This is a genomic window from Paraburkholderia aspalathi (assembly GCF_900116445.1).
Lineage (GTDB): Bacteria > Pseudomonadota > Gammaproteobacteria > Burkholderiales > Burkholderiaceae > Paraburkholderia > Paraburkholderia aspalathi.
In genome coordinates, this window is sequence record NZ_FPBH01000005.1 from 246,367 (window position 1) to 259,104 (window position 12,738).

Below are 12,738 nucleotides of genomic sequence, written 5' to 3' on the forward strand. Positions count from 1 at the left end.
TATTTCGCGTATTAGTTCGCCCACGCCAGCGGCGCGTCGTTCAAGCCCCAGTAGAGGCTCTTCTGCTGCATGTATTCGCGGATGCCGAGTCGGCCTTTCTCGCGTCCCATGCCGCTCTCTTTCCAGCCGCTGAACGGCGTCGATATCGAGAACAGCTTGTAGGTGTTGATCCATACGGTGCCGGTTTCGAGCGCGCGGGCGATGCGGTAGGCGCGTTTGTAATCGCGCGTCCAGATGCCGGCGGCGAGACCGAACACACTGTGGTTGGCTTCTTTCAGCAGCGATGCTTCGTCGTCGAACGGCATGGCGACCAGCACCGGGCCGAAGATTTCTTCCTGGCAGATGCGGGCGTCGTTCGTGAGACCTTCGAGGATCGTCGGCTGAAAATAGGTGCCTGCTTCGCGGCCATCGCCGACCGGGCGTTCGCCGCCGCACAGCAAGCGACCGCCCTCCTCCAGACCCAATGCGACGTAACGTTCGACGGTTTCACGATGTGCGGCAGTGATCAGCGGACCCATCTGCGTTTCAGTACGCGACGGATCGCCGACGCGCAGCTTGCGCGCACCTTCCGCGAGCCGCTTCATGAACGCGTCGTAAATCGAGCGTTGCACGAACAGGCGCGAGCCCGCGATACATGCTTCTCCCGACGAACTGAAAATGCCGTACAGCACGCCGTTCACTGCATGATCCAGGTCGGCATCATCGAACACGATGGTCGGCGATTTGCCGCCGAGTTCGAGCGACACGGGCATCAGCTTGTCCGCAGCAATGCGTGCGATGCCACGGCCCACTTCGGTGCCGCCCGTGAACGACACTTTCTTCACCAATGGATGGCGCACCAGCACGTCGCCGATCACCGAGCCTTTGCCCGGCACCACGCTTAGAACACCCTTCGGCACACCCGCTTCTTCGCAAATACGAGCCAACGCCAGCGAAACCAACGGAGTGACTTCGGCCGGCTTCAGTACCACCGCGTTACCGCCTGCCAACGCCGGAGCCAGCTTCTGCGCATCCGATGCAATCGGCGAATTCCACGGCGTAATCGCCGCGATCACACCGATCGGCTCGTAAATGCTCATCGTCAGATAATCGCCACGCGAGGGGGTCACTTCTTCGTCGAGCGTTTCAAGGCAGGCCGCGAAATAGCGGAAGGTGTTCGCAGCACTCGCCACCAGCACGCGCGTTTCGTTGATCGGCTTACCGTTGTCACGACGCTGCAGTTGCGCAAGCGCTTCGTGGCGCGCCATGATCAGATCCGCGATGCGATACAGAGTCAGCGCGCGTTGATGCGGCTTCAAACCCGACCAATCCGCGCGCCGCCATGCGATATCCGCGGCTTCCACGGCTTCGCGGGCGTCGTCGGCATTTGCTGTGGAGATTTCCATGTTGACCGACTGATCCGCCGGATACAGGCTTTTGTACGGGTTGCCACGCCCTTGCCGCCATTCGCCGCCGATGAAAATATCGCCGGTGGGCACGAGGCTGGTATCGAAGTGAGTCATGTCGGTCGTTCCGGTTTGCTTCAGCTAATCAGCGAATGTCTTAAATCACGCAACGGGCCGCGCGATTGCGCAGCGCACGGATCGCGCTATACGCGGTCAGTGCGGAAGTCTTGGGGTTATCCGGCAGTGGCTTGCCGCACATTTCCAGCGACATCTCGCCGAACGCGCCGCGCGCCACGATGCGGTGCACATTGCGCGACACGTTCGGGTCCGCAATCAGACGGACCATGGTGTGGTCCAGGCCCAGACCGGCCAGCGCGATCGTCGCCGCAACGTTGGCGTTCTTCGGATACAGGCGCGCCGCCTCGCGCGCGCTGCCTTCGAAAATTACGATCTCTTCGTTCAGCGTGTGCAGATCGCAGAGCTGTTCCGCGGGCGTGCCGAGCCAGCCCGAAGGCGGCTTGCGGCCGGTGTACAACACTTCGTCGAGGCCGCCGAGCTTGGCGGCAGACAACGCATCCACGCCGCCGATTGCGCCCGACAACAGCGTCAACGTCGCGTCGCCTTCATCGGCTGCAGCGGAAAGCGCGTCCAACAACATCATGTCGGAGAGCGCACCGATCGATGCGACCGCGCAATCCGTACCGGCTTTCAGCAAGGGCACCACGTGATCGACCAGTGCGCTGTGCCCCGCGCATTCCAGCGCGAAATGCGGTTGGCTGCTCAATGCGGACACGGAGGCCACCACATCGACCGATGCGCCCACCACTTCGCGCACCGACGCCATATGGCGCTCCGGCACGATCACGTGCGACACGCGCACCGTCGGATCCGACTCGACCGAGCGATACACCGCCTGGCCGATCGCGCCGAAGCCGATCATCGCGACGTCGACGGGTGCGTGATGCCCCGCGTAGCCGGTCTCACGCATGTTCCGGCTCCTTTTCCTTGACCGGCGGGCCCGCGAACGCTGTGGCGAACGAGCCAACCGACAGCATGTCCACTTCAACCAATACGGGGCCCGTCTTCGCCATACCTTCGCGGATGATCTCCTCAGCCTGATCGAGCGATTTGATGCGGTAGTGCGTGAGCTTCAAGCTCTCGCAGAACTGCGCGAAATCCGGCTGGTGCAGATCGACGTAGCAGCGGCGGCCGCCGTATTGCGCGTCCTGAATGTTGCGGATCACGCCGTAGCACTGATCGTTCATCAGCACGATCATCACGTTGGCGTTTTCCTGCACGGCTGTTGCGAGTTCGCCGACGTTGACCATCAGGCCGCCGTCGCCAACCAGGCACACCGTCTTCGCGGCATTGCCCGCGAGCGCTGCGCCGATCCCCATCTGCATGCCCTGGCCGATACCGCCGCCGAGTGCATGAACGCCCGCGCGCGGCGAGAAGATCTTCAGCATGCGGTTACCCCACGTGCTGTTCGAGATCGTGACGTCGCGCACCCAGTTGTAGTCGCGGCCCACGGCCTGCTGCAGCGCGTCGACGAGGCGCTTGTACGGGCCGAGACCCTTGCCCACATCGGCGACGGCGCTTTCGCGCGCAGCAGCCAGGTCTTGCGCGAACGTCGGATCGACCTTCAGACGGCCTTCGAGCAGCGTCGCGAGCTCTTCGAGAACGGCCGAGGCATCGCCGTGAATGAACATGTCGTTGCGATAACCGCGGTTGTCGGCGAGCGCGTCGGCGTCGATGCGATACAGCGGTTGCGGCAGCGCCAGCTTGTACTTCAGCGTTTCATTGCCACGCAGACGCGAACCGACCACCACCAGCGCGTCGCACGTCTTGTAGAAGCTTTCGACAGCGGCATGCACGTTGAACGCGCCGAGCGTCGCCGGATGATCTTCCGGCAGCACGCCACGACCCTGCACGCTGGTCACCACACCGAAGCCCAAGGCCACGAGACGTTCAACCGCAGCACGTGCATGACGCGTGCCGCCGCCGAGCCACAACAGCGGACGCTTCGCATTCGCCAGTTGATCCGCGAGTTGCACGACACGCTGGCTGCAATGCGTCAACGTGGTGACATGCGGCGCGGCCAAGTCGGCAGGCCATTCGATTTCGGCCGCTTGAATGTCGATCGGAATTTCGACGCTGACCGGACCGCTCGGCGCCGTTTGCGCGACACGTACAGCTTCGCGGATCGTCGGCAATGCGGTTTCGACCGAGCGCACGCGGAACGCGGCCTTCGAGATCGACGACAGCATCGACAATTGATCCGGCGCCTCGTGGATATAGGCGAGATCCTTGTCGAGGTATTCGGTTTCGATCTGGCCCGTCACATGTAGCAACGCGGTGCCCGCGGTCAGCGCTTCGACCATCGCGCCGGCAGCATTACCCGCAGCAGTGCCGGTGCTGGTGAATGCCACGCCAAGGCCGCCGGAGACGCGCGCCAGGCCATCAGCCATGTTCACTGCGCCCGCTTCGCCACGTGCGCCGACGTAGCGAATCTTGCCGCGGTTGTGGATCGCGTCGAGGATCGGCATGTTGTGGATCGAGATCACGCCGAATGCGGTTTGAACGCCGCATTGCTCGAGAAAAGCGGCGATCAGTTCGCCAACGGTGGTTTTATTAGACATGTCGTGCAACGCCTCCAGAAACATCGATGTGACTGCCCGTCGTATAGGACGACAGCGTCGTAGCCAGATAAAAGAGCGCTTGAGCGGCTTCTTCGGGTTTGCCGAAGCGGCCTAGCGGAATGTTTTTCTTGCGCGCCAGTTCGGCGGTCCAGTCTTCCCAGCTCTGGCCCGGCTGCGCTTCTTTTGCGTAACGGCGGCGCCATTGACCCGATTCGACGATGCCGATCAGAATCGAATTCACGCGAATGCGTTGCGGCGCGAGTTCAACCGCGAGCGATTTGATGAGGCTCAACACGCCGGCGCGTGCCGACGAAGTCGCCACCATGTGCGGCTCGGGCTGCAGGGCGAGCAGCGAGTTCACGCAGACCACCGCGGGGTTTGCTGCGTCGCGCAACATCGGCAAGAAGGCGCGGGTCGGGCGGATCACGCTGAAGTACTTCAGGTCGAGTTCTTCGCGCCAGGCGTCGTCGGTGGTGTCGGCGAACGTCGACACGCGACCCTGGCCGGCGTTGTTCACCAGCATGTCGGTGCGGCCGAAACGCGCTTGCACTGCTTGCGCAAATGCTGCGACCTCGTCCGCGTCCAGCACGTCGCAGGTTTGCGCCAGCAATTGCGCTTGTGGAAACTGCGCCTTCAGCGAGGCTTCCGCTTGCGCGAGACGTTCGCTGTCGCGGCCGCAGATCGCGACCGAAGCGCCTGCTCGCAGAAACAGTTCGGCAGTCGCAAGGCCGATGCCGGACGAACCGCCCGTCACCACCGCTACCTGTCCGGTCAAGTCGATTTGAATCATTTGAGCCCCAATGCCTTAAAGTATTTCGCGCCCGAGTTCGCGCTACCCGTCGGCCGATAGTTGAGCCGCTGCGAGAGTTCGTCAGCCGCGCGGCGGACCTTGTCGATCAGGCCGCTATCGAGCAGGGACGCATCGATCTCGTGGCGCGGAATCGTCGTCGTAATCACGGCGACGATGCGGCCCGTGTCGTTGCGCACCGGCGCACTCACCACCGAAATGCCGCGTTCGAACGACGACTCGCTGATCGCGTAGCCGCGCTTGGCGTCATCGCGAATGCGTTCGTACAAGTCGTCGATGGTGGCCGGCGTTTGTTTCGTGAAGCGTTCGAGTTCCGGTTCCGGGTAGAGCTTTTTCAAGTCGTCGAGCGTCATGTCGCCCATCAGCACCTGGCCGTGCGTCGTTGCATGGGCCGGCAGGCGCGTGCCGACATTCACCTTCACCGAACTGAAAATCGGCGCATGGCTTTGCGCTTTGGCAACGAACACGACGTCGCGCCCGTCGCGAATCACGATGTGGCTGGTGAGGCCGGTGTCGTTACGCAGCGCTTCGATGATCGGCAAACCGAGGTCGGTCAATTCGAGCGAGCTCAGATATTCGAAACCGAGCCGCAGCACCGCGACGCCGAGGCGATAGTTGCGGTCCTTATCGGCGCGCTCGAGAAAGCCGAGCGATTCGAGCGTTTGCAGCAGACGGAACACCGTCGTGCGGGGAATCTTCAGGCGCTTCGATAATTCCGGTGCGCCTAGAACCGGCTCGCGTGGCGAGAACTCCGTCAGAATCTTCAGACCGCGTTCCAGACCTGGCACGCGATAGCTGATATCGCTGCCTGTGTCTGCGTCGTTGCGGTCGTCGTCCGCGTCGCGCTCGGCGCTAACCATGTCATGCGTGTCGGACGTCATTCATTGGCTCCGTTGTCCGTCGCTTGCGCGGCAGAACGTGTCGATGATCGCGGTGTACGCGGCGGGTGCTTCGATATAACCGGCGTGCCCGGCGCGCGGCACGACCTGCAGTGTGGTGCCGGCGGCGAGAGCAAGTCGCTCGCAGGTTTCGGGAAGCGTAATGGTGTCTTCAGCGCCTACCGCGACGCTGATGCGGCCTTTGTAGTGTGAGAGGTCGCTGGCAAGATCGGCGTTGGCGAGAAGATGCGTCGCTTGCGCATAGCCGTGCGGAATCACACGCGACATGTTCCAGCGCACCCATGCGTGGGCTTCGGCGCTCGCGTGGGTTGACAACATGTTGGTGCTGCGTTTTTCGGCGAGACCTTGCGGGCCGAGTTCTTTCAGCATGGCCAGACGTTGATCGCGTTTGGTTTCGCGCACTTCCGCTGCGGAAGCGCCGTAACCGCCAGCCGGCGACAACAACAGCAAACCGGCCACTCGCTGCGGATTCGCCACGGCAAACGCACCCGCGATGATCGCGCCAAGCGAATGACCCAGCAGCACACAGCGTTCAATGCCGAGCGCGTCGAGCCATTGCTTCAATACAGTGGCGTAATCGCTTGCTGCGGGGGAATCGGCTTCTACGGGTGTCGATGCACCGTATCCCGGCGCATCCCACGCCAGCACACGGCGCGTCTCACCCAGCACTTCAAACTGCTGCACCCACGAAGCCGCACCCGAACCGATACCGTGAAGCAGCACCAAAGGCAGCGCTTCACTTTCGGCACTATCCACATCGCGATAGCTCACCGCGCGTTGCGAAGCCAGCCAGATCTGCTGCGCGGGAAAGCGTGCAAGGCGCGCTTCGAGCGTAGCGTTCTGATCAGCGGTAGCGGACGGGACTGCGGACATGATTTCCTTCGCGGGTGTTTTTAAAGCAATACCGGTGTCTAAAGGCTTAGCGCTTGAGCGTGGCCAACGGCGAATCCGGCGGATACGTCGGCGTAATCGGTTTGGCCGCACCGAGCATCACGCACATCAACGCATCTTCTTCACCGATATTCACTTCCGTGCGATACACGCCCGGCGGCACCGAAATCAGATCGCGTTCACCGAGTACCGCTTCCCACGTTTCGCCGTCTTTCTCGCAGATCACTTTCATCTTGCCCCGCAGCACGAAGAAAATTTCTTCGACATCCATATGGATATGGCTCGGACCGATGTTGCCGGCTGGGATCACCATCGTCGAAAACGTGAAGCCGCCTGCGGGCACGGTGTTCATGTCCTTCGCGACGCCCGTGCCGCCCGTGCCGACATAGCGCATTTGCGCGCGGCGATATTTCGGGTCGTAGTCGGCCTGAAACTTCAGCGCGTCCCAGTCATAACGACGCGTTTCCAGGCGCGCGACGCGGCTGTCCAACCATTGTGCAAAGCTCGCGTCCGCGGGTTGTTCCCACGATTTGCGTTCGAGTTCGGCGTCCGCCATCTCTTTCTCCTTTCGATTCGACAAGATCAATTCATCACGAAACCGCCGTTGACCGGCAGCAACTGGCCAGTCACAAAGCGCGCGGCATCGGACAACAGGAACAGCACCGGCCCGGTGACGTCGTCGGGCACTTGCGCGCGTGTGAGCGCGCGGCCTTGCAGGTAGTACTGGTGACGTTCGGCAGGCACGTAGGCGGTGGCCTCGACTTCGGTGAGGCCGGGTGCGATCGCGTTGACCGTCACTTGATGTGTGCCAAATTCACGCGCTAGCGAGCGCGTCATCGAAATCACCGCGCCCTTGCTCGCGACATACGCGAGCAATTTCGGCGCGCCCCATATCGCTGTATCCGACGCGATGTTGACGATGCTGCCGCGGCCCGAATCACGCAGATATGGCAATGCGGCGGTGCTCATCAGCCACGTGCCGCGCACGTTGACGTTCATCACGGCGTCCCATGTCTCGATTGACAACTCATCGGCGAACTTGCCGCCCGAGTTGGTGATCGCCGCGTTGTTGATCAGCGCGTCCAGTCCACCGAGTTGCACTGCGGCCCGATCGGCAAACTGCTTGATGCTGGCGGGGTCGGCAAGATCGAGCGGCAGATACGTCACTGCGTGACCTTGCTCGACCAGTGACGCCGCAAGCGCCCGGCCTTCGTCATGCAGCACATCGCCGAACACGACTTGCGCACCGGCTTGCGCCAGCGAGCGAACGAACGCTGCGCCAAGGCCGCGCGCGCCGCCCGTCACGAGGACGCGCCTGCCATGGAGTGCAGCCAATGCCGGAGACGCTTCGTTATGCATGGCTGTGGCCTGCTGCTTCGGTTTGCGCGGTGCCGGCCTGAGCGGCTTGAGCATGATAGGCATCCAGCTCAGCGAAATGCTGCTGCGCGCGCTGACGGAACATGCGGCGCACACGCGTCATGCCGACGTCGTGCTGATAGAGGAATTCGTGCTCGCGTGCATTCGGCGCCATGCTTTCGAGAACGTAGCGGTCCTGCTCCAGTACGGCCCAATGCAGACCTTCCAGACGGTTGCGATACATGAAGCGCCATGCGTCGCGCTGCCACCCCGACACCTTGCGCGTGCGCCAGAAGTAAACCTGGCAATTGTTTTCGTCGACCGGCGTAGCAAAGCCGATGATCCCGAAGTTGCCGCCCGGGCCGAACTTCTTCTTGTACGGAATCGCGAGGCGCATCCACAGCGCGCCGGTTTCACCGAGCTCAACCCAGTCGAAATTCACGTCGCGCTGGCCGACCTTTTCGAACATCAGACCGGTTTCGGTCTTGCGCACGCGCATGTCGGCCTGCTTGTCGCCTTCGGCCATTGAATGTGACGTTGCGTGCAGATACGCGCCGTGCATCGGGTCCATCACGTTGTCGATCGCGTATTGGTAATTGCACTTCCAGTTCGACATGCACAGGAAGTTCGCGTACTCGTCGCCTACCAGTTCTTCCGGCAACACTAGTGGCGTGGGTTCTTTATGGGCGTCGTCGCCGAACCACAGGAAGATCGCGCCGGCGTGCTCTTCGACCGGATACGACTTCACGCACTTCTGGCCTTCCAGCGGGCAGTTCGAGACAGCCGGCACCTTCGTGACCGTGCCGCCGCCGTCGATTTCAATGCCGTGGTACCAGCACGCGACGCTGCCACCGAGGTTCCAGCCGAGCGACAGACGCGCACCGCGGTGCGGGCAGCGATCTTCAAGCGCGCGGACTTTGCCTTCCTTGTCGCGCCACAGCACGATCTGATCGCCGAGGCGCGTGACGCCGACCGGCGCGTCGCCGACTTGCCAGCTCGGTGCAACGGGATACCAGTAATTACGCAGGCCGCGGTTCAGATAAGACTGGATAGGGTCGGCCGCGCCTTGAGTCGTTGTATTGGGGGACGTCATGAAAAGACTCCGGATGCGAAAGCGAAGAGACGTGTGCGGGAGAGCGCGCTTATTCAGCGAGCAGGCGGAATTCGGCGGCAAGGCGATCGGCGTTCCACGCATTGCCTTCCGGAGTACGGAAGCCCACGCGGTTCAAACCGTCAACGACTTCCTGCAACTCATTCGCGCCGGCTTCGAAAACCTTTTCCAGCGCATCGCCGAACTCGTTTTCGTACTGGGTCGGCTCAGCCTTGCGCGTTTGCCAGATGAAGTTTTCGGTCTCACCCGGCTTTTCGATCACGCCCTTGCCGGCAACGTTGTTCGGCTGCGGCGCGAGCCACGGCTTCAGGAAGGGATTGAAGTTCACGATGTGTTCTGACATGTCATTCCACCTTGATCTGGATTTCTTCGCCGGCGAGACGTACCGAGTACATCTTCAGGTCGCGGCCGCCCGGCTCTTTCAGGCATTTGCCGGTCGGGATATGGAACACGGCTTCGTGCAGCGGGCATTCGACGGTGTCGCCGTCGACAAAGCCCTGCGTCAGCAGCGCGTACGCATGGGGGCAGACGTTTTCCAGCGCGTACAGCGCATCGCCCACCTTGTAGATGCCGATTTCCGTGCCGTCGAGTTTGAACTCGAGCGGCGCGTCGTCGGACAGGTCGCCGGCATGGCCGGCGCAGCGCCATTGTTCAGTCATTTCTCGCCTTCTCCTGAAGCCTTATGTTCCATACAAGGAACATCAGTTCGTGTATGGATAATTATAGGAGTGGCTTTGGCTCGAGAAAATAAAAATCTGGGCTGGTAGGGGAAAACACCGACTGTGGCATTCGCAACACAGCTTTGTGTGAACTGACGTGAACGGCAGTTTCCGCTTGATAGCCTTTCTGGGCGTGGGTTTGCCCATAATTTTCAGACAAATGCTGTGGCCCTCATGCGGGTTTGTACGGGGTCCGAAAATTTATTTTGACCACTTCCAGACTCACTATAATTTTCCATAGGCGATACAGACGCCCATAGGTGGAACATAAAGCGGAGCAGTTTTGGCGCATAAACCCGAAACTGCATTCAACCCAAAGCAAGGATCAGGGACGACGAAATCGGCGCGAGCTATCCGTCGTGTGATCAGGAGAACCAACGGTGAAGCACATCATTGCGGCGGCCGGCTTGACGGCAATCTGCGCAACGACCGGCGCCTGGGCGCAAAGCAGCGTGACGCTCTACGGCAGCCTGGATGCCGGTATTGCGTACATCAGCAATGCGGGTGGCCATTCGAAGTGGATCGAGGAACAGGGCAACATGCAGCCGGACCGCTGGGGCCTGAAGGGTGTCGAGGATCTGGGCGGTGGTCTTAAGACTGTTTTCCAGCTGGAAAACGGTTTCTATACCAACACGGGAGCATTCGCCAAAGCGGGCACGCTGTTCAATCGCCAGGCTTTTGTCGGATTGAGTTCGGACCAGGTCGGCACGGTGACGCTCGGCCATCAGACGCCGTTCAGCTTCGACGTGCTGGGTCCGCTGAGCACGGCTTATCTGGCCGCGAGCTGGTACGCGTTCCACCCGGGCAACATCGACGAACTCGCCGACACCGGCGTGGTGCCGTTCGACAACTCGGTGAAGTTCCGCTCGGCGAGTTTCGCCGGTTTCTCGGTCGGCGCGATGATGGGTCTCGGCAACACGACCAACTTCTCGACCGGCAAGACACTGAGCTTTGCGCTTAGCTATGCCAACGGTCCGTTCAAGGCGGGCGCGACCTATGCGAATGAGCACGACCGTACGCCGTCGATCGTGACAACGGGCATCACCAGCTTCCAGGGTGTCGCGGCGGCTAACTACTCGGCGGCCAAGGTCGAGAACATGGGCGCGGGCGCGTCATACCAGTTCGGCAAGCTGCTGGTGCACGGTTTATACACGCGTGTGAAGCTGGAATCGTCCGGCCATTCGGACACGTATCAGAGCTACGACGTGGGCGCGAATTATCAGTTCACGCCGTTCAACAGCGTTGCCGGCGGCGCCGCGACCACGACGATGGCCGGCCATCGCTGGACGCAGTTCGAGATCGGCGACATCTACGCGCTGTCAAAATCGACGCAGCTGTATGTGAATGCGCTGTACGAGCGCGCGGGCTCGAATACGGACGCCGCGTTCTTTACGGCGGGTGTGTCGAGCGGCCGGAACCAGACGATTTTCCTGACCGGTATCCACCACTCGTTCTGATATCAATTCGCCGCAACCGACCTGCGACGCGCTTGAGCCGCGGTCGGATCATCCGGCCGCGGACGATAGCTGAGCCGCTCGGACAATTCGAGCGCCGCCTGGCAAACCGCGATGATGAGCGGTTCGCGTTCTTCCGCTTCGCCGATATCGGAACGGGGAATGGTGACCGTCAACGCGGCCGCGATCTTGCCGCTTTGGTCGCGCACCGGCGCGCTCACTACTGAAATGCCACGTTCAAAAGACGCTTCGCTCAACGCGTAGCCGAGCGCCGCGCTTTCGCGCACTCTTCCGTACAGTTCTTCAACGGTCGCCGGCGTGCGTTCGGTGAACCGTTCGAGTTGCGGCTCGGGATACAACTGACGCAATTCTTCGAAACTCAAATCGCCCATCAGCACTTGGCCGTGCACCGTGGCATGCGCGGGCAAACGCGTGCCGACATGCACCTTCACCGAACTGAACATTGGCTCATGCGTTTGCGCTTTGGCGACGAACACCACGTCACGCTGGTCGCGGATCAGCAGATGCGTGCTGAGGCCAGTCGTGTCGCGCAAACGTTCGAGAATCGGCGTGCCAACGTCGGTCAGTTCGAGCGAACTTAGATATTCGAAACCGAGCCGCAGTACTGCGACGCTCAACCGGAAATAGCGGTCGCCGTTCACGCGCTCGAGAAAGCCTAAGGCTTCGAGCGTTTGCAGCAGACGAAATGTGGTGGTGCGCGGAATGCCGATGCGCTTCGACAATTCGGGCGCACCCAGAATCGGCTCGCGCGCGCTGAATTCGGCGAGGATGCGCAGGCCGCGCTCCAGCCCAGGCACGAGATAAGTCGATCCGCCGGTGCTCTCTTCATCGGGGGAATCGGGAGAATCGACGCTGTCCGCCAGGGATCGCGCCGCCTCGTCTCGCGGAGTCGAAACTGTCGCGCCGCGTGGCCTCGCGTGCTTGCGTCCCGCTCCTGTCTGCTCTTCTTTTGCCATCTTGGCTGCCGTCTTTGCCGTTGTCTCTGCTGTTCATCGGATACAGATCAGCATGATAGCGCGAAGCACACGGCGGTCATTTTCGTTTCGCGCGGTGCTATGCTTTGATGCGGTCCATCGCGCGAGGTCTCACTGCCGCGCATTGGCTCGCGCCAGGCGTCCGGAGGCCACGCTCATGTCCGATTCCGTACAGATCCAGGTTGCCGACTCACATCTTTATCCGGGTTGCGCAGTGCAGATCGCGCACCTGCCCGAGCCGGCCCGCGCGGCGGCAGCGGTAGTCGAATTCGCGGACGGCTCCGGCGCACATGCCACTTGCCATCGGCGGACTTTCGACGAACTCGAATTGACCGTTGACCGTTACGCTACGCAGCGGCGTCATCCCGTGGACGCCAAACATTGGCTTCTATTCGCCGTCGACTCGACGCACAACAGTTGGCGCGTGAAGCGACGATTACCCTAGCCGTGCCGGAACCTTCCGGCCACCTCGATTTTGAAC

Annotated in this window: 14 protein-coding genes; 2 read left to right on the plus strand and 12 right to left on the minus strand. The window is 61.6% G+C overall.

Annotated elements, in window-relative coordinates:
* Positions 1-11: 11 nt before the first annotated feature.
* From BM438_RS10890 to BM438_RS10940, 11 genes are read right to left on the minus strand one after another with little or no spacing between them, the layout of a single operon-like run.
* Positions 12-1,502: an aldehyde dehydrogenase gene (locus tag BM438_RS10890; protein WP_093634287.1), complete on the minus strand. Its 1,491-nt coding sequence runs from the start codon at positions 1,500-1,502 to the stop codon at positions 12-14.
* Between the two features lie 40 nt (positions 1,503-1,542).
* Positions 1,543-2,373: an aspartate dehydrogenase gene (locus tag BM438_RS10895; RefSeq protein WP_093634288.1), complete on the minus strand. Its 831-nt coding sequence runs from the start codon at positions 2,371-2,373 to the stop codon at positions 1,543-1,545.
* Entirely contained in the window at positions 2,366-4,024 is a 1,659-nt protein-coding gene (locus tag BM438_RS10900) for a thiamine pyrophosphate-binding protein (protein ID WP_093634289.1), read from the minus strand. Before BM438_RS10900 ends, BM438_RS10895 begins: the two co-directional genes overlap by 8 nt.
* Complete coding sequence (locus BM438_RS10905) at positions 4,017-4,814, minus strand: SDR family oxidoreductase (protein ID WP_093634290.1); 798 nt, start codon at positions 4,812-4,814, stop codon at positions 4,017-4,019. Before BM438_RS10905 ends, BM438_RS10900 begins: the two co-directional genes overlap by 8 nt.
* The gene (locus tag BM438_RS10910; RefSeq protein WP_425270734.1) at positions 4,811-5,692 is read right to left on the minus strand and encodes an IclR family transcriptional regulator; all 882 of its coding nucleotides are present in this window, start codon (positions 5,690-5,692) and stop codon (positions 4,811-4,813) included. Before BM438_RS10910 ends, BM438_RS10905 begins: the two co-directional genes overlap by 4 nt.
* Positions 5,693-5,713: 21 nt before the next feature.
* Positions 5,714-6,604 (minus strand): alpha/beta fold hydrolase, encoded by an 891-nt coding sequence (locus BM438_RS10915; RefSeq protein ID WP_093634292.1) that lies wholly within the window; start codon positions 6,602-6,604, stop codon positions 5,714-5,716.
* A 46-nt stretch (positions 6,605-6,650) separates the two neighbouring features.
* Positions 6,651-7,178, minus strand: a complete 528-nt coding sequence (locus tag BM438_RS10920) for a cupin domain-containing protein (protein ID WP_093634293.1) — start codon at positions 7,176-7,178, stop codon at positions 6,651-6,653.
* Between the two features lie 26 nt (positions 7,179-7,204).
* A complete protein-coding gene (locus BM438_RS10925) occupies positions 7,205-7,981 on the minus strand; it encodes an SDR family oxidoreductase (protein WP_093634442.1) in 777 nt (258 codons plus the stop codon).
* Positions 7,974-9,071, minus strand: coding sequence for an aromatic ring-hydroxylating dioxygenase subunit alpha (locus BM438_RS10930; protein ID WP_093634294.1), 1,098 nt, complete (start codon positions 9,069-9,071; stop codon positions 7,974-7,976). Before BM438_RS10930 ends, BM438_RS10925 begins: the two co-directional genes overlap by 8 nt.
* Positions 9,072-9,120: 49 nt before the next feature.
* Entirely contained in the window at positions 9,121-9,432 is a 312-nt protein-coding gene (locus BM438_RS10935; protein ID WP_093634295.1) for a recombinase-like helix-turn-helix domain-containing protein, read from the minus strand.
* A 1-nt stretch (position 9,433) separates the two neighbouring features.
* Positions 9,434-9,748: a non-heme iron oxygenase ferredoxin subunit gene (locus BM438_RS10940; protein WP_074289216.1), complete on the minus strand. Its 315-nt coding sequence runs from the start codon at positions 9,746-9,748 to the stop codon at positions 9,434-9,436.
* Between the two features lie 440 nt (positions 9,749-10,188).
* Between BM438_RS10940 and BM438_RS10945 the strand changes: the two genes are divergently transcribed.
* Positions 10,189-11,265: a porin gene (locus BM438_RS10945; protein WP_093634296.1), complete on the plus strand. Its 1,077-nt coding sequence runs from the start codon at positions 10,189-10,191 to the stop codon at positions 11,263-11,265.
* A 2-nt stretch (positions 11,266-11,267) separates the two neighbouring features.
* On the opposite strand, the gene BM438_RS10950 is transcribed toward BM438_RS10945, so the two are convergent.
* Positions 11,268-12,239 carry an IclR family transcriptional regulator gene (locus tag BM438_RS10950; protein WP_093634297.1) on the minus strand — a complete coding sequence of 324 codons (972 nt, stop codon included), beginning with the start codon at positions 12,237-12,239 and terminating at the stop codon, positions 11,268-11,270.
* Between the two features lie 175 nt (positions 12,240-12,414).
* Between BM438_RS10950 and BM438_RS10955 the strand changes: the two genes are divergently transcribed.
* Positions 12,415-12,702, plus strand: coding sequence for a hypothetical protein (locus tag BM438_RS10955; RefSeq protein ID WP_093634298.1), 288 nt, complete (start codon positions 12,415-12,417; stop codon positions 12,700-12,702).
* Positions 12,703-12,738: the final 36 nt, after the last annotated feature.